Source organism: Pseudomonas sp. FW507-12TSA, assembly GCF_058781435.1.
The window spans coordinates 106,345-131,839 of the sequence record NZ_JBYSWT010000015.1; the positions used below are offsets into that span (position 1 = coordinate 106,345).

The 25,495-nt window shown below is 64.5% G+C and carries 16 protein-coding genes; 14 read left to right on the top strand and 2 right to left on the bottom strand.

Annotated features, from left to right (window positions below):
- Positions 1 to 98 precede the first annotated feature (98 nt).
- Entirely contained in the window at positions 99 to 902 is an 804-nt protein-coding gene (locus AC3WK8_RS16065) for a helix-turn-helix transcriptional regulator (RefSeq protein ID WP_022638930.1), read from the bottom strand.
- A gap of 205 nt (positions 903 to 1,107) precedes the next feature.
- Here AC3WK8_RS16065 and AC3WK8_RS16070 point away from each other — a divergent pair, with 205 nt between their 5' ends.
- From AC3WK8_RS16070 to AC3WK8_RS16125, 12 genes are all read left to right on the top strand, one after another.
- A complete protein-coding gene (locus AC3WK8_RS16070) occupies positions 1,108 to 2,472 on the top strand; it encodes an APC family permease (RefSeq protein ID WP_103325105.1) in 1,365 nt (454 codons plus the stop codon).
- 9 nt (positions 2,473 to 2,481) lie between these two features.
- Positions 2,482 to 3,597: a DmpA family aminopeptidase gene (locus AC3WK8_RS16075; RefSeq protein ID WP_103325106.1), complete on the top strand. Its 1,116-nt coding sequence runs from the start codon at positions 2,482 to 2,484 to the stop codon at positions 3,595 to 3,597.
- 286 nt (positions 3,598 to 3,883) lie between these two features.
- Entirely contained in the window at positions 3,884 to 5,335 is a 1,452-nt protein-coding gene (locus AC3WK8_RS16080) for a serralysin family metalloprotease (RefSeq protein WP_103325107.1), read from the top strand.
- 93 nt (positions 5,336 to 5,428) lie between these two features.
- Positions 5,429 to 5,815, top strand: a complete 387-nt coding sequence (locus AC3WK8_RS16085; protein WP_053129450.1) for an AprI/Inh family metalloprotease inhibitor — start codon at positions 5,429 to 5,431, stop codon at positions 5,813 to 5,815.
- 210 nt (positions 5,816 to 6,025) lie between these two features.
- On the top strand, positions 6,026 to 7,813 hold the full coding sequence (locus AC3WK8_RS16090) for a type I secretion system permease/ATPase (protein ID WP_022638925.1): 1,788 nt from the start codon (positions 6,026 to 6,028) through the stop codon (positions 7,811 to 7,813).
- Positions 7,814 to 7,827: 14 nt separating this feature from the next.
- Positions 7,828 to 9,144 carry an HlyD family type I secretion periplasmic adaptor subunit gene (locus AC3WK8_RS16095; RefSeq protein ID WP_371263416.1) on the top strand — a complete coding sequence of 439 codons (1,317 nt, stop codon included), beginning with the start codon at positions 7,828 to 7,830 and terminating at the stop codon, positions 9,142 to 9,144.
- A gap of 14 nt (positions 9,145 to 9,158) precedes the next feature.
- On the top strand, positions 9,159 to 10,508 hold the full coding sequence (locus AC3WK8_RS16100) for a TolC family outer membrane protein (RefSeq protein WP_492574072.1): 1,350 nt from the start codon (positions 9,159 to 9,161) through the stop codon (positions 10,506 to 10,508).
- Positions 10,509 to 10,555: 47 nt separating this feature from the next.
- On the top strand, positions 10,556 to 12,241 hold the full coding sequence (locus AC3WK8_RS16105) for a polyurethane esterase (RefSeq protein ID WP_103325109.1): 1,686 nt from the start codon (positions 10,556 to 10,558) through the stop codon (positions 12,239 to 12,241).
- Between the two features lie 136 nt (positions 12,242 to 12,377).
- Positions 12,378 to 15,374 (top strand): autotransporter serine peptidase EprS, encoded by a 2,997-nt coding sequence (eprS, locus tag AC3WK8_RS16110; RefSeq protein WP_103325110.1) that lies wholly within the window; start codon positions 12,378 to 12,380, stop codon positions 15,372 to 15,374.
- 80 nt (positions 15,375 to 15,454) lie between these two features.
- Positions 15,455 to 18,565, top strand: a complete 3,111-nt coding sequence (locus AC3WK8_RS16115) for an autotransporter outer membrane beta-barrel domain-containing protein (protein WP_259331860.1) — start codon at positions 15,455 to 15,457, stop codon at positions 18,563 to 18,565.
- 108 nt (positions 18,566 to 18,673) lie between these two features.
- Positions 18,674 to 20,527: a polyurethane esterase gene (locus AC3WK8_RS16120; protein ID WP_103325112.1), complete on the top strand. Its 1,854-nt coding sequence runs from the start codon at positions 18,674 to 18,676 to the stop codon at positions 20,525 to 20,527.
- Between the two features lie 167 nt (positions 20,528 to 20,694).
- On the top strand, positions 20,695 to 21,084 hold the full coding sequence (locus tag AC3WK8_RS16125; protein WP_103325113.1) for a hypothetical protein: 390 nt from the start codon (positions 20,695 to 20,697) through the stop codon (positions 21,082 to 21,084).
- 10 nt (positions 21,085 to 21,094) lie between these two features.
- Here AC3WK8_RS16125 and AC3WK8_RS16130 read toward each other — a convergent pair whose 3' ends face one another.
- Positions 21,095 to 21,319 carry a YgdI/YgdR family lipoprotein gene (locus AC3WK8_RS16130; RefSeq protein WP_103325114.1) on the bottom strand — a complete coding sequence of 75 codons (225 nt, stop codon included), beginning with the start codon at positions 21,317 to 21,319 and terminating at the stop codon, positions 21,095 to 21,097.
- Between the two features lie 202 nt (positions 21,320 to 21,521).
- On the opposite strand from AC3WK8_RS16130, the gene AC3WK8_RS16135 reads away from it, so the two are divergent.
- Positions 21,522 to 23,174 (top strand): VRR-NUC domain-containing protein, encoded by a 1,653-nt coding sequence (locus AC3WK8_RS16135; protein ID WP_103325115.1) that lies wholly within the window; start codon positions 21,522 to 21,524, stop codon positions 23,172 to 23,174.
- Positions 23,171 to 25,456, top strand: coding sequence for an ATP-dependent DNA helicase (locus AC3WK8_RS16140; RefSeq protein ID WP_103325140.1), 2,286 nt, complete (start codon positions 23,171 to 23,173; stop codon positions 25,454 to 25,456). Before AC3WK8_RS16135 ends, AC3WK8_RS16140 begins: the two co-directional genes overlap by 4 nt.
- The last annotated feature ends 39 nt before the right edge of the window (positions 25,457 to 25,495 follow it).

Sequence of the window (25,495 nt, forward strand, 5' to 3'; positions counted from 1 at the left end):
GGGCCTTGTCGCAGCTTCGCAGGCTCAGCAGCGGCTACAGTTCGTGCTGCGTGTAGCCGCTGCCGCAGGCTGCGCACGGGTGCGCAGCGGCCGCGGGCTCAGGGGTTTTCCAGGTCGTGGCCCAGGGACTGGATGAACAACGAGAACAGCTCCGGTTGGCTGGAGATGTCCAGCTTGGCGTAGAGGTGCCGGCGGTGGACCTTGACGGTGTCCGGGGAGATCTTCAAGCGTTCGGCCATGGCCTTGGAGGAAAAACCGCGCAGGATCAGCCGGGCGATCTCCAGTTCCCGCTCCGACAGCACGCCACTGCCGAAATGGCTCAGGGCATCGCGGATCTGGCTGGCCATTTCCTCGGCGGCCGGCAGTTGCGGGCGGGCCTGGCTGTGCTGCCAGTGCTGTTCCATGAGGGGCAACACCCAGGCGGCGAAGGTGGTGAGCTGGCCGATGGCTTCGCTGCTGAACAACCGCTGGCTGCCCAGTGACAGCGACAGGGTGCCGGCCCCAGGCAGTTGCAGGATGAACTGCACTTCGTCCTCCAGCACGTTGTCGTGAAAGTAGTTGAGAAAGTACTCGCTCTGGCGAAAGTGGTCCGGCGCCACCTCTTCGAGACGGTACAGGCCGCTGGGGTAGCCCTCGCGACAGGCCTGGAAAAACGGATCCAGCAGATACAGGCCATTGAGGTAGGTGAGCATCGACGCCGGCTTGCTGCTGGGTTCGGCGTCGTACTCCTCCAGCGCCCGGGGCGGGCCGTCCACCGGGTAGAAGATCGCCAGGGCGTTGTCGAACGGCGTGGCCTGGTGCAACAGCAGGATCAACTGCTTCCACAGGCGTGGGTGGCCGATCAGCGAGAGGGTACGCCCCAGGCTGGCGTGCAGGCCGACTTCCCTGAACAGGTTACTCAAAGGTTTTACTCCAAGGTCTATTGCAAGTGTCCTGGCAGGGTTTCGTCGATTTGCCGGATGCCGTCAAGGGGGAGTACTCCAATAGGGGAATTTCTCGCCATCGCGCCACTGCCTAGAGTAGCTGCGGTCAAGTGCGACCCAGAGCGCACCCGCCCGATGAATCTCGTTCCTGCCTCAGACCAACAATAAGCACGAGGATAACGATATGAGCTCTCCCTCCGCGCCCGATGGCGCGCTGAAACCCACCTTGAGCGTGTTCGATGTGGTGGCCATCACCGTGTCTGGCGTGACCCCCGCCAGCTCGGTGTTCGTGATCGCCCCCTTCGCCATCCACCAAGCCGGCAGCGGGGTGTTCCTGGCCTTCGTCATGGCCGGGTTGCTGGCGCTGATGTTCGCCTTCTGCTACGCCGAGCTGGGCCGGGCCCACAACAGCGCCGGCGGCGAGTATGTGTATGCCAAGCGGGTGTTCGGCGGACTGGCCGGCTACGCGACCTTCCTCACGGTGCTGGTGATGTTGCTGTTCATCCCGCCGGTACTGGCCACGGGTGCCGCCACTTACCTGAACAATGCCCTGGGCACCCAGTACGATTCCCAGACCGTGGCGCTGGTGATCGTCACCTGCAGCTACCTGCTGGGGATTCTCAACATCAAGCTCAATGCCTGGATCACCGGCACCTGCCTGTTGCTGGAAGTGGCGGCGTTGCTGGTGATCGTCTGGCTGGGGTTCGGCAACGCCAGCCAGCCGGTGAGCATCCTGCTGCAGCCGCAGATCGTCGACCATGGGGTGCTGCAACTGGCGCCCTGGGCCCTGGTGATCGGCGCGGTGGGTATCGGCCTGTTCTCCTATAACGGCTACGGTCCGGCGGTGTTGCTGGCCGAAGACATGAAGTGCGGCGGGCGCGGGGTGCACAAGGCGGTGCTCTGGTCCCTGGTATTGGTGGTGATCATCGAGCTGGTGCCGCTCACCGCGCTGTTCATCGGCGCGCCTTCGCTGAGCCAGATGCTCGCCAGCCCCGATCCCATCGGCTACCTGCTCACCAGCCACGGCAACGAAACCCTGGCCCGGGTGGTCAGCGCCGGGATCTTCCTCTCGGTGTTCAACGCCATCGTCGCCATCGTCATCCAGATCGGCCGGGTGGTGTTCAGCAGCGGTCGCGATGCCCTGTGGACGCCAGGCATCAATCGCCTGTTCACCCGCATCCATCCGCGCTGGGATTCGCCCTGGCTGGCCACGCTGTTCCTGGCGATTCCCTCGGCGGTGCTCAGCTTCAGCTCGAACCTGGCGGACCTGACGTCCTTCAGCGTGCTGTTGATCATGCTGGTGTACCTGGTGGTGGCCCTCAGTGCATTGATGAGCCGGGTCCTGCTACGCGATCGCGAGCATCCCTATCGCATGCCGCTGTGGCCGTTGCCGGCCCTGCTGGCGGTGATCGGTGCCGGGTACCTGCTGGTCAACCTGTTTCTCGATGCGTCCCTGCGCGACATCATGGTGATCATCGGCCTGCTGGCGCTGTCGGTGATCCTCTATGGCACCAATGGCCGGTACAGCCCGGCGTTCCAGAAACTGTAAGGAGTGGTTATGCGAGCACGTCAAGCGGGCATCAGCCTGGGGCTGGGAACACCTGGCCCGTTCAATGCGATCACCGATGTTCCGGGGGTGCGGGTCGGCCACAGCACCCTCAAGACCGAGATCGACGGCAAGCAGGTGCGCACCGGCGTCACGCTGATCCAGCCGCGCGCCGGGCATGCGCGCCTGCAGCCGTGTTTCGCCGGTTGCCATGTACTCAATGGCAATGGTGATGCCACGGGCCTGGAATGGATCCGCGAGGCGGGCACCCTGACCACGCCGATCGCCATCACCAACACCCATAGCGTGGGCGTGGTGCGCGATGCGCTGATCGCCCTGGAGCGCGAGGAACTGGCCGATCCTTCGGTGTACTGGTGCATGCCGGTGGTGATGGAAACCTTCGACGGCCTGCTGAACGATATCTGGGGCCAGCATGTGGGGCCGCAGCAGGTGCGCGAAGCGTCGGCCCTGGCCGAATCCGGGCCGGTGGACGAGGGTGCGGTGGGCGGTGGCACGGGGATGATCTGCCATGAGTTCAAGGGCGGGATCGGCACCGCGTCCCGGCGCCTGGCGCCGGAGCAGGGCGGCTACACCGTCGGCGCGCTGGTCCAGGCCAACCATGGCAAGCGCGAGGAGCTGCGGGTCGATGGTTATCCAGTAGGGCGCCAACTGCGCGATATCGTCTCGCCCTTCGCCGAGCGCGGAACCCCGGGCATGGGCTCGATCGTGGTGATCCTGGCCACCGATGCGCCGCTGTTGCCGCACCAGTGCCAACGGCTGGCCCAGAGAGCGTCCGTCGGTATCGCACGTACCGGCGGCGGTACCGAGGATTCCAGCGGCGATATCTTCCTGGCCTTTGCCACGGGAAACCGGGACCTGCCGGCGGCGGACTATGCGCGCAAGGATCTGGGCTTCACTTCACCGCTGGCAATGCTCAACAACGACCATATTTCGCCGCTGTTCAGCGCTGCCGCCGAAGCGGTGGAAGAGGCGATCATCAATGCCTTGCTGGCCGGCGAGCCGATGACCAGCGAGGACGGCGTGCAAGTACCGGCCCTGACCCCACAAATATTGAGGAATGCACTGCAACTCCGTGGTTGGAACAATAAGCAAGTACCAGAAAATTGAGACACAGTCGGCATAATTCAACAGGAGCGATATTTAATAATTAAATTGTAGATTGTCAGACAATGAGTGCTGTCCAGCAATTGAAAAGGGAATATTTTGACTGGGCAGTCATTGTTTGCTGGAGTTTTGCGGAACAGTGGAATTTGACGTCAAAAAAGTAGTGGACGCCCGATTTCAAATTGTGTCAGTTTCCTTGCGCCTACTTAGGGCGAGTGATAGGACGATCTCGCCAGGGATTGTCGCTATCGGACAAAAACTGTTCCATTGATTACAAGGAAGTGTGTTTATGTCGAAAGTAAAAGTGAATGACGCTATTGATGCAGCTGAACAACAACTGGTGCCACTGGCAGCAGCAAGTTCGGCTTATAACCAGGTCAATAGCTTCAGCCACCAGTACGATCGTGGCGGCAATCTCACGGTCAATGGCAAACCTTCGTTCTCGGTCGACCAGGCTGCCACGCAGATCCTGCGTGATGGTGCTTCCTACAAGGACCTGAACGGCAATGGCAAGATCGATCTGACCTATACCTTCCTGACCTCGGCGACCCAGGCCACCATGAACAAGCATGGTATCTCCGGGTTCAGCCAGTTCAACGCCCAGCAGAAAGCCCAGGCCGTGCTGGCCATGCAATCCTGGGCCGATGTGGCCAACGTTGTCTTCACCGAGAAGGCCTCCGGTGGTGACGGCCACATGACCTTCGGCAACTACAGCGGCGGCCAGGATGGCGCAGCGGCATTTGCCTACCTGCCGGGCACTGGCGCGGGTTATGACGGTACTTCGTGGTACCTGATCAACAGCAGCTATACCCCGAACAAGACCCCGGACCTGAACAACTATGGCCGTCAGACCCTGACCCACGAGATCGGCCACACCCTGGGCCTGGCCCACCCTGGCGACTACAACGCCGGGAACGGCAACCCGACCTACAAGGATGCGACCTACGGGCAGGACACCCGCGGCTACAGCATCATGAGCTACTGGAGTGAAAGCAATACCAGCCAGAACTTCAGCAAGGGCGGGGTAGAAGCCTATGCATCCGGTCCGCTGATCGATGACATCGCGGCGATCCAGAAGCTCTACGGAGCCAACTACGCCACCCGTGCCGGTGACACCACCTACGGCTTCAACTCCAACACCGGGCGCGATTTCTACAGCGCGAGCTCGTCGGCCGACAAGCTGGTGTTCTCGGTGTGGGACGGTGGTGGCAATGACACCCTGGATTTCTCCGGTTTTACCCAGAATCAGAAAATCAACCTCAATGAGACTTCGTTCTCCGACGTTGGTGGCCTGATCGGCAACGTTTCCATTGCCAAGGGTGTGACCGTGGAGAACGCCATCGGTGGTTCGGGCAACGACCTGCTGATCGGTAACAACGTCGCCAACGAACTCAAGGGTGGTGCCGGCAACGACATCATCTACGGTGGCGGCGGTGCCGATAAGCTGTGGGGCGGTTCCGGTTCGGACACCTTCGTGTTCGGTGCCAGCACCGACTCCAAGCCGGGTGCGGCCGACCAGATCATGGATTTCGTCAGTGGCCAGGACAAGATCGATCTGACCGGTATCACCAAGGGCGCCGGCCTGCACTTCGTCAACGCCTTCACCGGCGCGGCGGGTGATGCCATCCTCACCACCTCCGGTGGTGTCAGCACCCTGTCGGTGGACTTCTCCGGGCACGGCGTGGCGGACTTCCTGGTCACCACCGTCGGCCAGGCAGCAGTCAGCGACATCGTCGCCTGAGTGAAGTAGGCGGAAGGCGACGCACATGCGTCGCCTTCCTTTGTTGTATCGGCCCTGGGGCTGAGCGATTCTACTGCGCTGACGGAGTACCCTATGACCCCACACACCTTGAGTTGCAAGGCGGCCTTGCGGCTGCTGGCGACGCTGACGATGTTTTATGGAGCGATGACCATGGCAAGCAGCCTGCGTTTGGCGGACCCCTCGGAGCTGGTTGGACACTGGCAATTGCAGCAGGCGGCCCAGCCGGGCGAGTCCTGCACGCTGGACTTGCTGCAGGGCTCGGCCCTGGGCGATGGCGCTGAATGCCTGTCCAGATGGATCGGTGAAGCCGCCGTGGGCTGGTTCCCCGAACCCGACGGCATCTCCATCACCGGGCGCGAAGGTTCCAGGGTGATCTTTTTCAGTCGCCAGCAGGAAGGCCTGTACGAGGCGCGCCTGAAAAGTGACGGTCTGATAGTCCTGCAGCGCGCCGCTAATTAACGGCTGGTGATGTTCGTCTAGTATTCGACGGCCACTAGATTGTCTTTCGCTTGACCGACAGGAGTATGTTCGGGCTGCTGTTGCAAACAGCTGTCCGAATTGTCTGTGTCCGCAGGCTTTATGAACTAAGAAGAGCACTTTGTTAGTTATGTACTACATTGTCTCCTCGCAATCGAACGCGGATTAACAGCTCAGGGATATGGTTAAAAAATGGTGAAGAACACTCATCCCGCACCACTGTTCAAGGCACTGGGCGAATATAAAGGCATCCTGATCAGCGTTGGCTGTTTTACCGCGCTGATAAACTTGCTTATGCTGGTTCCTTCTATCTATATGCTGCAAGTCTATGACCGGGTGCTGTCTTCGCAGAACGAGACCACCCTGGCGATGCTGTCGCTGATGGTGGTGGGCTTCTTCGTCTTCATCGGCCTGCTGGAAGTGCTGCGCAGCTTCATCGTCATCCGCATCGGCAGCCAACTGGAGCGGCGCTTCAACCTGCGGGTCTACCAGGCCGCGTTCGAACGCAACCTCGCCCGCGGCGAGGGGTATGCCGGACAGTCCCTGGGCGACTTGACCCAGATCCGCCAGTTCCTCACCGGGCCGGCGCTGTTCGCATTCTTCGACGCTCCCTGGTTCCCCATCTACCTGCTGGTGATCTTCGCCTTCAACGTCTGGCTCGGAGTCATGGCCACCGCGGGCGCAGCCCTGCTGATCGCCCTGGCATTCCTCAACGAGGCCATGACCAAGAAGCCCTTGAGCGAGGCCAGCGGGTATTCGCAGCAGTCCACGCAATTGGCCACCAGCCACTTGCACAACGCCGAGACCATCCAGGCCATGGGCATGCTCGGCTCCTTGCGCAAGCGCTGGTTCGGCGTGCACTCGCGGTTTCTCGGCCTGCAGAACCAGGCCAGCGACACTGGCGCGGTCATCAGTTCCCTGAGCAAGACCTTGCGCCTGTGCCTGCAATCCCTGGTGCTGGGGCTGGGCGCCTGGCTGGTGATCAAGGGCGACATGACCGCCGGGATGATGATCGCCGGCTCGATCCTCATGGGCCGGGCCCTGAGTCCCATCGACCAGCTGATCGCGGTGTGGAAACAGTGGAGCGCCGCCAAGCTGGCCTACAACCGGCTGGATTCACTGCTGCGCGAGTTTCCTCCGGGTGACAGCGCCATGTCGCTGCCCGCGCCCAAGGGCCAGGTGAGCTTCGAACAGGTCAGCGCCGGCCCGCCCGGGCGGCGCATGGCGACCCTGCAGCAGGTGAACTTCAGCATCAATGCCGGTGAAGTACTGGGGGTGCTGGGTGCTTCCGGCTCCGGCAAGTCGACCCTGGCCCGAGTGCTGGTGGGCGTGTGGCCGACCCTGGCCGGTACGGTGCGCCTGGATGGCGCCGATATCCACCGCTGGAACCGCGATGAACTGGGCCCCTACATCGGCTACTTGCCCCAGGACATCGAACTGTTCACCGGCAGCGTCGCCGAGAACATCGCGCGGTTTCGCCAGGCCGATCCGGAGCAGGTGGTCCAGGCCGCGCAGATGGCCGGGGTGCATGAGCTGATCCTGCGTCTGCCCCAGGGGTACGACACGATCCTGGGCGATGACGGCAGCGGCCTGTCCGGCGGCCAGAAGCAGCGGGTGGCCCTGGCCCGGGCGCTGTATGGCAGCCCGAGCCTGGTGGTGCTCGACGAACCCAACTCCAACCTCGACACCGTGGGCGAAAGCGCCCTGGCGGCGGCGATCGCCCAGCTCAAGGCCCGGGGTACCAGCGTGGTGCTGGTGACCCACAGGTCTTCGGTGCTGGCCCTGGCCGACAAGCTGCTGGTGCTCAATGAAGGACGCCTGCAAGCCTTCGGCCCCAGCCAGGAAGTGCTCAAGGCCCTGGCCGGCGCACAGCAAGCCCAGGCCCCGGAAGCACCTCGGGAGCGACCTGCCGCAGCGGCTCCCGGCGGCTTGAGCATGAGCCGCCAGTACCAGGCCCCGACGCGGAATCAAGGCGCATGAGCAAGGACAGCAACATGATGATCGAACAGGACTACGTGCCCGAACGGGTCGAACGCGACGCCGGTTTCTTCGCCCGCCTGGGCTGGTTCCTGGCGCTGGCCGGCGCCGGCAGCTTCTTCCTCTGGGCCGCCCTGGCTCCCCTGGACCAGGGGATCCCGGTGCAGGGCACGGTGGTGGTGTCCGGCAAGCGCAAGGCCGTGCAATCCATGAGCAGCGGTGTGGTCAGCCGGATCCTGGTGCGTGAAGGCGAAAGCGTGAAGCAGGGCCAACCGCTGTTCCGCCTGGACCAGACCCAGGTGGCGGCGGACGTGCAGTCGTTGCAGGCCCAGTACCGCATGGCCATGGCCAGCCTGGCGCGCTGGCGCAGCGAACGCGACAACCTCAAGCAGGTGGACTTCCCGGCACAACTGACCAGCAGCGACGACCCACGCCTGGCCCTGGTGCTCGAGGGCCAGCGGCAGCTGTTCAGCAGTCGACGCGAGGCCTTCATGCGTGAACAGGCGGGGATCCGCGCCAATATCGAAGGCGCCACCGCGCAACTGGCGGGCATGCGTCGGGCCCGCAACGACCTGGGCAACCAGGCCGATTCTCTGCGCCAGCAGCTGGCTAACCTGCAACCCTTGGCCGACAACGGCTATATACCGCGCAACCGCTTGCTGGAGTATCAGCGCCAGTTGTCCCAGGTCCAGCAGGAGCTGGCGCAGAACACCGGGGAAAGTGGCCGGGTGGAGCAGGGCATCCTCGAGTCCCGGCTCAAGCTGCAGCAGCACGGCGAGGAGTACCAGAAGGAGGTGCGCAGCCAGTTGGCCGAGGCCCAGCTCAAGACCCAGACCCTGGAGCAGCAGCTGACATCCGCCGGGTTCGACCTGCAGCACAGCGAGATCATCGCCACCGCCGACGGCATCGCGGTCAACCTTGGGGTGCATACCGAGGGCGCGGTGGTACGCCAGGGCGACACCTTGCTGGAAATCGTGCCCCAGGGCACCCACCTGGAAGTGGAAGGGCGGCTGCCGGTGAACCTGGTGGACAAGGTCGGCACCCAGCTGCCGGTGGACATCCTGTTCACGGCCTTCAACCAGAGCCGCACCCCCCGGGTCTCCGGCGAGGTCAGCCTGGTCTCGGCCGACCAGATGATCGATGAGCGCACCGGCATGCCGTACTACGTGCTGCGCAGCAGTGTCAGCGACCAGGCCATGGAAAAACTCGACGGCCTGGTGATCAAGCCCGGGATGCCGGCCGAGATGTTCGTGCGTACCGGCGAGCGCTCGCTGCTCAACTACCTGTTCAAGCCCCTGATCGACCGGGCTGGTTCCGCCCTGACCGAAGAATAAGGATGTCGCGTCGCATGAGTAAGTTTTCCATCCTCGCTGCAACCTTGTCCTTGCTGGTGTGCCAGGGAGCCCAGGCCATGGGGCCGTTCCAGGTCTACGAACTGGCGCTGCGCAACGACCCGGTGTTCCTTGGCGCCATCAAGGAACGCGACGCCGGCCTCGAGAACCGCATCATCGGTCGGGCCGGGTTGCTGCCCAAGTTGAGCTACAGCTACAACAAGGGCCACAACAATTCCAAGGCCACCTATCCGGACCCCCGGGGCGGTAGCCAGACCGATAAACGCAACTACGACAGCTATGGCTCGTCCCTGACCCTGCAGCAACCCTTGCTGGACTACGAGGCCTACGCCAACTACCGCAAGGGCGTGGCCCAGGCGCTGTTCGCCGACGAGAACTTTCGCAGCAAGAGCCAGGAACTGCTGGTGCGGGTCCTGGATTACTACACCAAGGCCTTGTTCGCCCAGGACCAGATCGACATCGCCCTGGCCAAGAAGAAGGCCTTCGACCAGCAATTCCAGCAGAACCGCCATCTGTTCGAGCAGGGCGAGGGCACCCGTACCGACATCCTCGAGGCCGAGTCGCGCTACGAGCTGGCCACCGCCGAGGAGATCCAGGCCCGGGACGAGCAAGACGCGGCCCTGCGCGAGCTGGCGGCGCTGATTGGCGAACCGGCCATCGACGTGCGTGACCTGGATCCGCTGCAGGAGGGCTTCCAGTCGTTCGCCTTGAGCCCGGCCAACTACGACAGCTGGCACGAAATGGCCCTGAGCAACAACCCGATGCTGGCTTCCCAGCGCCAGCGGGTGGAGGTGGCCCGCTACGAAGTGGAACGCAACCGCGCCGGACACCTGCCCAGGCTCAGCGCCTACGCGATGTCGCGCAAGAACGAATCGGAGAGCGGCAACACCTATAACCAGCGCTACGACACCAACACCATCGGTATCGAGATCAGCATGCCCTTGTATGCCGGTGGCGGCGTCTCGGCCTCGACGCGCCAGGCCAGTCGCAACATGGAGCAGGCCGAGTACGAGCTGGACGGCAGGACCCGGGAAACCCTGATTGAACTGCGCCGGCAATTCAGTGCCTGTCTATCAGGGGTGAACAAGCTGCGTGCCTATCAGAAGGCCCTGACCTCGGCCGAGGCGCTGGTGGTCTCCACCAAGCAGAGCATCCAGGGGGGCGAGCGGGTCAACCTCGACGCGCTGAACGCCGAGCAGCAGCTGTACACCACCCGACGCGACCTGGCCCAGGCCCGCTACGACTACCTGATGGCCTGGACCAAATTGCACTACTACGCAGGAACCCTGCGTGAAGCTGACCTGGCCCGGGTCGACGAGGCCTTCGGTCAACGCGCGGTGCCCTAGGCCTTTGCCGAAGGACGCGGGCACAGGGATGAAAAAGGAGAAAGCAGATGAGCATCTTCGATTACAAGAACGCCCTTGGCAGTGCCGGTAAAGCCCAGTACAGCGACGCCATCAACCTGGCCCTGTACGCCTCGTCCCCCACGGGGCAGCCCTTGCCGGGCACTTCCTGGCGGCCGATCAGCGCGACACAGCTGGGCTATGAGGGCAACGTCAGCGCCCAGGGCACCATTTGCGGCGAGCAAGCCTCGGTCAGCGATGCCCAGGTGGAGATCCTCGGCAAGTACGACGCCAGTGGGCAGTTGCTGTCCATCGGCATCAGCTTTCGCGGCACCGACAGCCTGGCCGATGCGGTGAACGACCTGCAGGCGGCGTTTTCCCCGGGCTTTGCCGACAACTACAGCCGCCTGGCCTTCGACAACCTGCTGGGCAAGGTCGCTGCCTTCGCCGCTGCCCAGGGCCTGGCCGGCAAGGACGTGCTGGTCACCGGGCATAGCTTGGGCGGGCTGGGGGTCAACAGCCTGGCGGCCATGAGCGGCGAGCACTGGGGCGGTTTTTTCAAGGATGCCAACTATGTGGCCTTCGCCTCGCCGACCCAGAGCGCCGACAGTCATCAGGTGCTGAACATCGGTTATGAGAACGATCCGGTATTCCGGGTGTTGGACGGTACCCATTTCAACGGCTCATCCCTGGGCACCCATGACCGGCCCCAGGAGTCGGCGACCAACAACATCGTCAGCTTCACCGATCACTATTCGTCGCTGCTGGGCAAGCTGGTGCCCCAGAGCATCCTCAACCCCGCGTCCTGGTCGGCCCATAGTGCGGTGGACTACGCCGCGGGCCTGAATCGCCTGATCGCCTCGGATTTCTATGACCTGACCAGTCGCGATTCCACGGTGGTGATCTCCAACCTGTCCGAGGGCAAGCGCGACCAGGTCTGGGTCAAGGACCTCAACCTCTACTCTGAGCAGCACAGCGGCAGCACCTTCATCATCGGCACCGAAGGCAACGACCTGCTGCGCGGCGGCAAGGGCAACGACTACCTGGATGGCGGCGCCGGCGATGATCGGTTCCGCGATGACGGCGGCTACAACATCATCCACGGTGGCCAGGGCCATAACGTGCTGGAGCTGCGCCAACCCTTGCAGAACTTCTCCATCGCCAACGACGGCGACGGCACCTTGTACATCCGCGATGCCTACGGCGGTATCAGCATGACCCGCGATATCGGCGCGCTGGTCAGCCACGAGCAGGGCAGCTTCTGGCAGTGGAGCGGTCGGGACGTCACCTACAGCCTCAGCGCCGACGGCATGTTCGACGGCCATGCGTGGTACGCCTACAACCATTCCCTCAATGGCGATGGCTATGGCAACACCCTGCTGGCCGGGGTCGATGGCGACTGGTTGTTCGGCCATGATGGCAACGACTTCCTGGGTAGCGACAGACCCAACGTGACCTTCGTCGGTGGCAGCGGTAACGACGTGATGCAGTCCGGCGGTGGCGGAGTGAACACCTTTTTGTTCAGCGGCAACTTCGGCGATGACCTGATCCACGGTTACCAGGCCAGCGACAAGCTGGTGTTCATGGGAGTGCCGGGGGTCGATGGCCATTTCGACTACAGCCAGCACCTGTCCCAGAGCGGTGGCGACACCTTGCTCAAGGTGGGCGACTACTCGGTGACGCTGCTGGGTGTCGGCATGGAGGGAGTCAACGGCTCGAGCTTCGTTTTCGCCTGAAGTCCAAGTAACAGGCCAGGGGCGGGCGACCGCCTCCGGCTCGATAGGGCCGCGGGCTTGCGGCCAGGCAATGCAGCGACACACTGATCGACCCGGAATGGGCGGTCCGACAACAAAAACAAGAGAAGTCATCGACATGGATGTGAGATGTGATCAGCTCAAGACGCTGACAGGCACCCTGTGCCTGGCGTTCGCCACCGGGTTGCCGCTGTCGGCTGCGGCGGCCTATCAAGAGTCCGGCCGCCTGGGCGACCCCGCCAGTTGGCGTTCGGCCGAATACCAGCAGGATTGGGGCCTGGAGCGCATGCAGGCGAACCAGGCCTACGCCGCCGGGATCACCGGCGCCGGGGTCAGCATCGGTGCCCTGGACTCGGGGTTCGATGCCGCCCACCCCGAGGCCAGTCCCGGACGTTTTCACTCGGTTACCGCCACCGGCCAGTTCCTGGACGGCACCCCGTTCAGCGTGTCCGGGATACTCAATGGCGCCAACGACAGCCATGGCACCCACGTCACCGGCACCATGGGCGCGGCCCGGGATGGCGTGGGCATGCATGGCGTGGCCTTCAATGCCCAGGTGTATGTGGGCAACACCAACAAGAACGACAAGTTGCTATTCGGCACCGACCCCGATCCGCGCTATTTCAAGGCGGTCTACGGCGCCCTGGTGGATGCCGGGGTGCGGGCCATCAACAACAGCTGGGGCAGCCAGCCCAAGGACGTCAGCTACCAGACCCTGGGTGATTTGCGCGCGGCCTATGCCCAGCATTTCCAGCAGGACACCTGGCTCGACGCCGCCGGCGACGTGGCGCGCCGCGGTGTGATCAACGTGTTCAGCGCCGGCAACAGTGGTTATGCCAATGCCAGTGTGCGTTCGGCGCTGCCGTACTTCCAGCCGGAGCTGGAAGGCCACTGGCTGGCGGTGTCGGGCCTGGACAAGAACAACCAGCAGAAATACAACCAGTGCGGCATCGCCAAGTACTGGTGCCTGGCCACCCCGGGCGCGGCGATCACCAGTACCGTGCCGGGTGGCGGTTATGCCACCTACAACGGCACCTCGATGGCCGCACCCCATGCCACCGGGGCCCTGGCCCTGGTGATGGAGCGTTATCCCTACCTGAACAACCAGCAGGCCCTGCAAGTGCTGCTGACCACCTCGCGCCAGCTCGATGGCTCGCCGACCCAGGGGCCAAGCAACCTGGTGGGCTGGGGTGTGCCGGACCTGGATCGGGCGTTGCACGGCCCCGGGCAGTTGCTGGGGGAATTCGATGTCAACCTGGGACGTGGGCAGGGCGATATCTGGAGCAACGGGATCTCCGACCAGGCCCTGGTGCAGCGCCAAGCCGAGGATGCCGCGGAACGCCAAGCCTGGCAGCAGACCCTCAAGGACCGCGGTTGGGAAAATGGCCTGGCAGCGGGAGCCAGCCAGCAGGATCGCACTGACTACGCCCTGGGCATGGCCCGGGACGCGGCCGCCGCGCAACGGGTCTACCAGGGCAGCCTGGTCAAGTCCGGCGCCGGTTGGCTGGTGCTTGCGGGGGACAGCAGCTACCGCGGCCCGACCCGGGTCGATGGCGGGTTGCTGGCGGTCAATGGCAACCTTCAGTCGGCGGTGACGGTCAACGCCGGCGGCACCCTGGGCGGCAACGGCCGGATCGCTGCCCTGACTGCCAGCGCCGGGGGCGTGGTGGCCCCGGGTAATTCCATCGGTACCTTGAATGTCGCCGGCAACCTGGATTTGCAGCCGGGCTCGACCTATCGGGTGGAGTTGTCGCCCACGGCCAGCGACCGGCTTGTGGTTGGCGGCCAGGCCAGTATCGCTGGCGCCAATCTCAGCCTGGCGCCCGAGGCCCAGCAGAACCTGCTGGCCGGCGGCCCGGTGGCCAGCCTGGTGGGGCGCCAGTTCGACATCCTGCAGGCCGCGGGCGGAGTCAACGGGCGCTTCGCCCAGGTCCAGCCCGGCTACCTGTTCCTCGGGACCTTGCTCGACTATTCGGCCAACGGCGTGCAGCTGGACGTGACCCGCAGCGCCGCGACCTTCGACAGTGTCGGGGCCACGGCCAACCAGCGCGCCAGCGGCGGCGCCGTGGAGCGGTTGGGACCGGGCAACCCCGTGTATGAAAGCCTGTTGCTCTCGACCTCGGCGGACCAGGCCCGGGATGGCCTGCGGCAGTTGGCCGGGGAGATCTACCCGGCGCTGGACTCGATGCTGCTCAGCCAGGGCGCGGTGGTACGCGATGCGCTGGGCGAGCGTGCGCAAGGTGGGGCCCCGCAGACCAACGCCACTGGCACCACATCGGGCGAGCCGGGTGCCCAGCTCTGGCTCAAGAGCCTGGGCAGCTGGGGGCGGATCGAGGGCGTGCAGGGCAGCGAATCCTACAGCAGTTCCCTGGGCGGCCTGCTGCTGGGCCTGGACCGTGACTTCGACGAGCAGACCCGGGCCGGCCTTGCCGCCGGCTACAGCGACAGCTCCCTGGGCATGGGCGGCAGCCACTCCCGGGCCACGGTCGACAGCTACCACCTTGGCGCCTATGCCCGTCACGACCTGGACCAGTGGCGCTTGAGCCTGGGCGGCAGCTACAGCTGGCACCGCGCCGAGGTCCGGCGTGACCTGGACTATGGCCAGGTGTCCGGCCGCCAGCGCGCACGGCTCGATGCCCGCAGCCAGCAGCTGTTCACCGAGGCGGCCTATCGCCTGGCGTTGTCGGCGGTGCAGTTGGAACCCTTCGCCAACCTGACCTACCAGCACCTGGATCGCGATGCCTTCCACGAGAAGGGCGACGCTGCGGCATTGCATGCCGGTGACGAGCAGCGTGATGCCTGGCTCAGCACCCTGGGCTTGCGTGGGCGCCAGCAATGGCAACTGGGCCCGCAACAGGACCTGCAACTGGCGGCGAGCCTGGGCTGGCAGCACCGCCTGAGCGGGACCCAGGATCGCGAGCACCTGGCCTTTGCCGGTAGCGACTTGCCGTTCCGGGTGCAAGCCGCGCCGGCCTTGCGCGACGCCGCGCTGGTGGGCCTGCAGGCCCGGGTCGGGCTGACCCGTGACCTGGATCTGAGCCTGGACTACCAGGGACGCCTGGCCAGTCGTGAGCAACAGCATGGAGCAGGGCTCAACCTGCAGTGGCGTTTCTGAAGCGCCGTGGCACTGGCGAGCCCATGGGCTTGCCAGCCAGGCGTCGCAATACGGAGTTTGACCAACGCAGTTTTTCATCAATGCAGCTAAGGAAGGTCGTAGTGAAGCAAGTCAGAAAGGATGACCGCGCGCTCGGGCAGGGCTGGTCCCTGGCCCCACTGGGGCGAGTGCTGGTGGGTTGGGCAGCGTTAGTGGGCACGGCCCAGGCCGCGCCCTACGTCGAGACTGGAAGGCTGGGCGATGCCAGCAGCTGGCGCAGCAGTGAATTCAAGGCCGACTGGGGGTTGGGGGCGATCAACGCCGACAGCGCCTATGCCGCCGGCTACAGCGGCAAGGACGTCAAGCTGGGGATCTTCGACCAACCGGTGTATGCCAAGCACCCGGAGTTCGCCGGCAAGGACAAGATCGTGACCCTCATCACCAGTGGCACCCGCCAGTACACCGACCCCTACATCCCGGTGAAGGCCGGCGATGCCTTCCGCTATGACGGCAGCCCGTCGGTGGGTTCGGACGGCAAGCTGGGTTCCCACGGCACCCACGTCGGCGGCATCGCCGCTGGCAACCGTGATGGCGTAGAGATGCATGGCGTAGCCTATGACGCGCAGATCATCAGCGCCGACAACGGCGACCCCGGCCCCGAGGACGGCATCGTCCTGGGCAACGATGGCGCGGTGTACAAGGCCGGCTGGGACAGCCTGGTGGCCAGTGGCGCACGGATCATCAACAACAGCTGGGGCATCGGCATCACCGATCGCTTCGCCAAGGGTGGGCGCAATCCGGACTTCCCGCATTTCACCGTGGACGACGCCCGTGCGCAGTTCGCGCAGATCCAGCCGTTGCTGGGCACCTTGCCCGGCGGAGCCTATGACGGCGCCATCGCTGCGGCCCGTAGCGGAGTCCTGACCATCTTCGCCGCCGGCAACGACTACAACCTGAACAACCCCGATGCGATTGCCGGACTGGGCTATTTCGTCCCGCAAATCGCTCCCAACTGGATGACCGTGGCGGCATTGCAGCAGAACCCCGACACCAGCAGCGCCAATCCGTACGTGATCAGTACGTTCTCGTCCCGCTGCGGCTATACCGCGAGCTTCTGCGTATCGGCCCCAGGTACCCGGATCTACAGCGCGGTGATTGGCGGTACCAGCCTGGAAGACCTGACCCTGGGCTACGCCAACAAGAACGGCACGTCCATGGCCGCGCCCCATGCCGCAGGAGCGGCGGCGGTGCTGATGGAGCGCTTCCCCTACATGAGCGGCGCGCAGATCGCCAGCGTGCTGCGTACCACTGCCACCGACCTGGGCGCGCCGGGCATCGATGCCCTGTACGGCTGGGGCATGATCAACCTGGACAAGGGCATCCGTGGCCCGGGCATGTTGGTTACCGAGCAGGATATTCCCGAGGAGTTCCGCATCGCCGGCGGCTACGGCCCGAGCCAGTTCGTGGTCGACCTGCCGGGAGTCGGCGCCCTGGTGGATGCCGGCAAGCCGACCCAGCGGCGTTGCAACGACCTGAGCTGCATGCTGGACCTGTGGAGCAACGATATCTCCGGCCACGGCGGCCTGACCAAGCAGGGCATCGGCACCCTGGTGCTTACCGGCAACAACAGCTATTCCGGACCGACCCTGGTCAACCAGGGACGCCTGGCGGTCAATGGTTCGCTGCAATCGACGGTGACGGTCAACGACGGCGGCGTGCTGGGCGGCAATGGCCGGATCGGCGCGCTGGTGGCCAATGCCGGCGGCGTGGTGGCCCCGGGCAATTCCATCGGCACCCTGCACGTCAGTTCCGACGTGACCTTCCAGCCGGGCTCGACCTATGCCGTGGAGGTGGACGCCGCAGGCAGCGACCGCCTGGCCAGCGATGGCAAGGTCAGCCTGGGCGGTGCCAACCTCGCCCTGGATCTGCAGAACCCCGGGGTTTCGTTGCAGTCCCGGCAAGCCACGAGCCTGGTGGGACGGCAATTCGACATCCTGGATGCCGCAGGTGGGGTACAGGGTGGTTTCGCCAATGTGCAGTCCAATTCGCTGTTTCTCGGGGGTGGCCTGGCCTATACCGGCAGCGGGGTCCAACTGGCCGTGCAGCGCAACGCCACGTCCTTCGCCAGTGTCGGCTTGACCGCCAACCAGCGTTCGGTGGCCGCGGCTGCCGATCAGCTTGGCGCGGGCAATCCGGTCTACGAGAGCCTGCTGTTGTCGGCCAATGCCAGCAGCGCGCAGCAGGCTTTCGATCAACTGTCCGGGGAAATCCACCCGGCGGTGGGTAACCTGCTGCTCAACGACAGCCGCCAACTGCGCGATGCCGTGGGCGAGCGTACCCGTCAGCAGGACATCGCCGCCGCTCCGGCAGCGCAAGGCCAGGGCAACGGCCTGTGGGTCAAGGCCCTGGGAGCCTGGGGCAAGGCCGACGGTGACTCCGGACATGCGCGCTATAGCAGTTCGATTGGCGGCATGTTGCTGGGTATCGACGGGCAGATGAGCGAGGACACCCGCGTCGGGGTCTTCACCGGCTACAGCGACAGCTCGCTGAGCATGGGCGATGACCGTCACTCTTCGGCCAGTGTCGACAGCTACCATCTGGGCGCCTATGCCGGCAAGGAGCTGGAGCAGGTGCGCCTGAGCCTGGGCGGCAGCCACAGCTGGCACCGCATCGAGACCAAGCGCGAGCTGCAGTACAACGAGGTCTCCGATCGCCAGAAGAGCAAGCGCGATGCCCAGAGCACCCAGGTGTTCGGCGAGGCCGCGTGGAAGGTCGCGCTGCCGAGCATGGCGCTGGAGCCGTTCGCCAACCTGGCCTATGTGCATATCGCCAGCGACAGCTTCAAGGAACATGGCGGCGCCGCCGCGCTCAAGGGAGGGCAGGACAATCGCGATGCCTGGCTCTCGACCCTGGGCATGCGTGCCGGCAAGCAACTGCAGTTGTCCGGCGGCCAGGCGCTGGAGTTGTCCGCCACCCTGGGCTGGCAGCACAACCTGAGTTCCACCGGGTCCGACCAGCACCTGGCCTTCGCTGGCCAGGGCGATACCTACAAGGTCCAGGCGCTGTCCCTGGATCGCGATGCGGCCGTGGTCGGCGCACGGGCGGGAATCGCCCTGGGCCGCCAGGCCCGGGTCAACCTGGACTACAACGCACTGCTGGGTAGTCGCGACAAGAGCCACGGGGTCGGCCTGACCCTGGATTGGGCGTTCTGAGGCCCCGGCAACGGATATGCAAGGTGTTGTACCAGCCCCGCGAACCTGGCAACGGGTTCGCGGGGCACGAGCTATCTCTGAAAACTCCAACAAAAGAGAGGCAATACCATGGGTGTCTATGACTACAAAAACCTCAGTACGGCTGAATCCAAGGCGCTGTTCACCGATGCCATGGCCATCACGCTGTATTCCTACCACAACCTCGACAACGGCTTTGCCGTGGGCTACCAGCACAATGGCTTCGGCCTCGGCCTGCCGGCGACCCTGATCACCGCGCTGATCGGCAGTAGCGATTCGCAGGGGGTGATCCCCGGCATCCCCTGGAACCCGGATTCGGAAAAGGCCGCCAAGGAGGCGCTGAACAAGGCGGGCTGGTCCACCATCAGCGCCCAGCAACTGGGCTATACCGGCAAGGTCGATGCCCGGGGGACTTTCTTCGGGGAAAAGAACGGCTATGAGACGGCCCAGGTGGAGATCCTCGGCAAGTACGATGCACAAGGGCACCTGAGTTCCATCGGCATCGCCTTTCGCGGTACCAGTGGGCCGCGGGAGTCGTTGATCAGCGACTCTATCGGCGACCTGATCAGCGACCTGCTGGCAGCGCTGGGGCCCAAGGACTACGCCAAGAACTACGCCGGCGAGGCCTTCGGCAAGCTGCTGGGGGATGTCGCGGCCTTCGCCCAGGCCAATGGCCTGTCCGGCAAGGACATCCTGGTCAGTGGCCACAGCCTCGGCGGCCTGGCGGTCAACAGCCTGGCGGACCTGAGTGGTGGACGCTGGTCGGGCTTCTTCAAGGACGCCAACTACATCGCCTATGCCTCGCCGACCCAGAGTGCCAGCGACAAGGTGCTGAACATCGGTTATGAGAACGACCCGGTGTTCCGCGCCCTCGACGGCTCGAGCTTCAACCTGGCCTCGGTGGGCATCCACGATACCCATCAGGCGTCGGCCACCAACAACATCGTCAACTTCAACGACCACTACGCCTCGACCCTATGGAACGTGGTGCCGTTCTCGATCCTCAAGATCTCCACCTGGATCTCCCACCTGCCCACCGGCTATGGCGATGGCCTGACCCGGGTGCTGGATTCGAAGTTCTATGAGTACACCAGCAAGGACTCCACCATCGTGGTGGCCAACCTGTCGGACCCGGCCCGGGCCAGCACCTGGGTCCAGGACCTGAACCGCAATGCCGAGACCCACAAGGGCAGCACCTTCATCATCGGCACCGACGGCAACGACCTGATCCAGGGTGGCAGCGGCAACGATTACCTGGAGGGTCGCGATGGCAACGATACCTTCCGTGACGCCGGCGGCTACAACATCATCCTCGGCGGCAAGGGCAGCAACGTCCTCGACCTGCAGCACTCGGTGAGCGACTACAGCTTCGCCAGCGACGGTGCCGGCACCCTGTATGTACGCGACGCCAACGGCGGGATCAGCATCACCCGCGACATTGGCGCGATCCAGAGCAAGGAGCCGGGGTTCCTCTGGGGCTTGCTCAAGGACGACGTGGTGCACCAGGTCACCGACCAGGGCCTGAAGGTTGGTGGCGAACTGACCCGCTACGCCTCGTCGGTGCGGGGCGATGCCGGCGACAACGTGCTCAAGGCCCATGCCGGCGGCGACTGGCTGTTCGGCCTGGATGGCAACGACCACCTGATCGGTGGCCAGGGCAACGATGTATTCGTCGGCGGGGCCGGCAACGACCTGATGGAGTCGGGGGGCGGCAACAATACCTTCCTGTTCACCGGCCACTTCGGCCAGGACCGTATCGTCGGTTACCAAGGCGGCGACAAGCTGGTGTTCATGGGCGTCAGCGGAGTCCTGCCGGAACAGGACTACCGGGCCCATGCCAGCAGTAGCGGCAACGATACGGTACTGACCTTCGGCCAGGACTCGGTGACGCTGGTGGGCGTCAGCCTCACGCAGCTCAACGGTTCCGGCATCACCATCGCCTGACAGGCGAGCAGCGCGACTTCGACAGGACTCGCGCTGTTTTTAGGCAATCAAGTGACCATATGGTCAGCCAGTGACTCCAATATTCTTAAAGTGTCGTGGCGCCGATGCGTTACTTCAGGCACATGACGCGCGGTGCAATCGATTCAAGGTATTGGAGAGTTTTGACAGTGAGTAGCAGCAAGAGGTATGCGAGCGGCCTGGTGCTGGCCCTGTGGGCCACGTTGGCATCGGCCGGGGAGCTGCCTCCCAGTTCGATCCTGAAACGCTACGGGATCAGCCCGGACCAACTGCCGGCGGGACAGCCGGTACCAGCAGACAGCCAACCGACCACCAGTAGCCGCTTCCGGCTGGAGCCCGAGCAGCCAGTGGTGAACCTGCGCCTGGGCGACAACAAGGCACCGGACGCTACCGGCAATATCAGCATCGACAATGCCAACGCCCGGGAGCGTCAGCGCTGCCGACAGGTAAGGGATGAACTGGTCAAGCGTGGCAAGGCTGCCGGGGTGTTCTGTGAACCGGGGCAGGGCGGTTTGCCCTGGTCACCCTGGTCGCCCTGAGCCGGGCGGGTCATTTTTCCTTGCGGACGGTGGCGACATCGTCGGCCTTGACCCGGATGGTCTTGCCGGAGATGTCCTGGAACTCATAGAAACCGTCGGCGGTCTTGGTCTTGGGTTGGTCGCGGGTCAGGTACTGGGTACCGTTCTGCAGGGTTACCACGGTGGGGGTGGAGCAGCCTGCCAGGGCCAGGGTGGCGAGGATGGCCAGGGGCAGGCCCAGGTTCTTCAGGTTCATACAGACCTCGATATCGATGGGGTATCCGCATTGCGCGGGCACTATAAGTCCTGGCCCTTGGTGTAGTGAAGACGACGAAAGTTCGCTGGTCCATGGAAAAAAACTTCTCTCCACCATTTATCCAATAACGTTTGCCAGGCAGGGGCAGCGGCTGTTATCTGTACGCATAACCAGTATAGACCTGCCGTGGCGCCTTTCTCCCGTGACTTCCAACCCCCTCGAGAACCCTCTTTACTACCTGCATAACTTCCAGCAAGTGCTGGGCTGGCTGGAGCAACGCTATACCGATGTGCTGAGCGGCGAAGAGCAGCGCTTCATCGCCGATTTCGCCTCGCTTGGACAGCCGGCACAGGCACTGCTGGTGCGCATGGTGATGCGCAAGGGGCGGCATTTTCGCCTGGCCCGGCTGAGCTATCCGGAGATCGGCGATACGGCCCGGGCCCTGGCGCCATTGCTCGACCTGGGCTGGATCGACGACCAGGCGCCACTGCCCCTGGAAGAACTGTTCGGCCTGCTGGCCAAGCCCGAGATCCAGTTGTGCTTCAAGGACCAGGACTTGCCGGCCAAGGCCAGGAAGGAGCAGTGGCTGCAAGTGCTGCAGGAGGCCTATCCCCAGGCCCGGGCATTCGGCCAGTGGTGCCCGCAGCTGGAGGATCGGTTGCTGAGCCTGACGGTCATGGACCTGTGCGATCGCCTGCGCCTGATGTTCTTCGGCAACCTCTACCAGGACTGGTCGGAGTTCGTCCTGGCGGATCTTGGGGTCTACAGCTACGAGACCGTGCAGATCAGCGCCGATGCCCGGGGCTTGCGCAGCCGTGCCGATGTGGATGGCTTCATCTACCTGCATCAGTGCCAGGAAGCGTTCGAGGCCGGCGCACAGCTGCCTGGGCTGCTGGCTCGCATCAGCGCCTTCGACAGCGCCAACCCCTGGCTGCACAAGCGCCGCGACAAGCTGCTGTTCATGCTGGGCCAGCACTGCGAGCGCCTGGCGGATTGGGAGCAGGCGAGGCTGATCTACCAGCGCTGCCCCTATCCCGGGGCCCGTTTGCGCCTGATCCGGGTCCTGGAGCGCAGCGCCGACTATCCTGGCGCCCTGGCACTGGCCGAGCAGGCCGCTTCGGCGCCGCAAAGCGCTGCCGAGGCCCAGCAGTTGCTGCGCATGCTGCCGCGCCTGCGACGCAAGCTGGGTGGGCCGCCGGTGGCCCGGGTGGCGAGCCGTGAGGTATCGCGCCTGGAGCTGTGCCTGCCGCGCGATGGCGAGGGCCTGGCGGTGGAGCAGGTGGTCCAGGCTCACCTGCACCAACCCCTGGCCCCGGTGCACTATGTGGAGAACAGCCTGGTCAATTCATTGTTCGGATTGCTCTGCTGGCCGGCGATCTTCGCACCGTTGCCAGGCGCGTTCTTCCACCCGTTCCAGCGCGGTCCGGTGGATTTGCTGAGCGAGGACTTCCATGAGCGCCGCCGCGAGCTGTTCCAGGCCTGCCTGGAAGAGTTGGACGATGGTCGTTACCGCGACAGCATCCGCCAGCGTTTCGTGGCCAAGTGGGGCCTGCAATCGCCCTTCGTCTTCTGGGGAGCCTTGAGCGAGGAACTGCTGGAGTTGGCCCTGGACTGCCTGCCGGCTGCGCACCTCAAGCACTGGTTCGAACGCCTGCTGCTGGATATCAAGGCCAACCGCGCCGGCATGCCGGACCTGATCCAGTTCTGGCCCGAGGACAAGAGCTACCGCATGATCGAGGTCAAGGGCCCGGGCGACCGCTTGCAGGACAACCAGTTGCGCTGGCTGGACTTCTGCCAGGAGCACGGCATGCCGGTGGCGGTGTGCTACGTGCAATGGCAGGACGCCCCGGCGTGAGTTATCGCATCGCGGTGCGTGCCTTGTGCGAGTTCAGCGCCAAGCACGGGGACCTGGACCTGCGCTTCACTCCATCGCCCACCGCCCAGGAGGGTATGCAGGGGCATCGCACGGTGGCCGCCCGGCGCAATCCCGAGTACCAGAGCGAAGTATCCCTGGAGGGCCAGCATGGCCCGTTGCTGGTCAAGGGCCGGGCCGATGGCTACGACCCCCGGCAGAACCTGCTGGAGGAGATCAAGACCTTTCGCGGCGACTTGTCGCGCATGCCCGACAACCATCGGCAACTGCACTGGGCCCAAGCCAAGGTCTATGGCTGGCTGCTGTGCCAGAGCCGGCAGTTGCCGGGCATCCGCGTGGCACTGGTGTATTTCGACATCCATAGCGAAAAGGAAACCGCCCTGGTACAGGAGTACAGCGCCGGGCAGTTGCAGGCGTTCTTCGAGCAGCAATGCGCGATCTTCCTGGATTGGGCGCAACAGCAGTTGCAGCACCGCGCAGAGCGGGACCGGGCCTGTCGCGAGCTGGCTTTCCCCCATGGGCAGTTCCGCCCCGGCCAGCGCCACTTGGCCGAGTCGGTGTACAAGGCGGTCAGTACCGGTCGCTGCTTGTTGGCCCAGGCTCCCACCGGTATCGGCAAGACCCTGGGCACGTTGTTCCCCATGCTCAAGGCCATGGCCCCGCAGCAACTGGACAAGGTACTGTTCCTCACCGCCAAGACCCCGGGCCGACAATTGGCCCTGGATGCCGCCAGGGTGCTGTTCGCCGAGCATGCCGGGTTGCCGCTGCGGGTTCTGGAGCTGGTGGCCCGGGACAAGGCCTGCGAGTACCCGGACAACGCCTGTCATGGCGAGTCCTGCCCATTGGCCAAGGGTTTCTACCAGCGTCTGCCGGCGGCCCGCCAGGCAGCCAGCCAGGTGCCATTGCTGGATCGCCAGGCGTTGCGCCAGCTGGCCCTGGAACATCAGGTCTGCCCCTATTACCTGAGCCAGGAAATGGCCCGCTGGAGCGACCTGGTGGTGGCCGACTACAACTACTACTTCGATTTCACGGCCTTGTTGTTCGGCCTGGCCCAGGCCGACCAGTGGCGACTGGCGGTGTTGGTGGACGAAGCCCACAACCTGGTGGAGCGCGGTCGCGGCATGTACAGCGCCAGCCTCGACCAGCAGCAACTGGCCCAGGTGCGCAAGAATGCGCCGCAGGCCCTGAAGAGCCCCTTGCAGCGCCTGAATCGCGAGTGGAATGCCCTGCACAAGGACCAGGTTGCGCCGTACCAGGCCCATGGGTGCTTGCCCGGCGCCTGGCTCAAGGCCCTGGGGTTGTGCGTGGCGGCCATCGGCGACTACTTCAATGAACACCCCCAGGGCCTGGACGCGGCTGTGCAGGGGTTGTATTTCGAGCTACTGCAGTTTGCCCGTGTGGCGGAGCTGTTCGACGAGCAGCCCTTCATCTTCGATGTCAGCAAACGCACCTTGAACGCCCGGCGCAGCCTGTCGCGCCTGAGCCTGCGCAACGTGGTGCCGGCGGCGCTGCTGCGCCCGCGCCTGGAGGCGGCCCGCAGCGTGGTGCTGTTTTCCGCGACGCTCGAACCCCAGCATTACTATCGCGACCTGTTGGGTGTACCCGATAGTGCCGTGTGGCTGGATGTCGAATCGCCGTTCGCGGCCACGCAACTGGATGTGCACATCGTCAGCCAGATCTCGACCCGTTATGCCCGGCGCCAGGCCTCGCTGGTGCCCATCGTCGAGTTGATGGCCGGCCAGTTCGCGGCTCGTCCTGGCAACTACCTGGCGTTCTTCAGCAGTTTCGAATACTTGCAGCAGGTGGCCGAGCTTTTGGCCCGCAAGCATCCGGAAATTCCCATCTGGCTGCAGTCGCGAGGCATGGACGAAAGCTTGCGGGAGGAGTTTCTGCAGCGGTTCCAGGCCGAGGGGCGGGGCATAGGTTTCGCCGTACTCGGCGGTGCGTTCGGCGAAGGCATCGACTTGCCGGGTTCGCGCTTGATCGGGGCTTTTGTCGCCACCCTGGGCTTGCCCCAGCTCAATGCCTTGAACGAGCAGATGAAGCAGCGCATGGGCGCGTTGTTCGGGGCAGGTTATGACTACACCTACCTCTACCCCGGCTTGCAGAAGGTGGTGCAGGCGGCAGGGCGAGTGATCCGCAGCCAGGCCGATCGAGGGGTGCTGATGCTGATCGACGATCGTTTTGCCGAGCCACGGGTGCGTCGGTTGTTGCCGCGCTGGTGGGCTATCGCCGAAGAGGAAACGGCGCAGGACTGCCAGTAGCAGTTGCTGCGCCGTCGATGGGGCGTGCAGGGTTTTGGA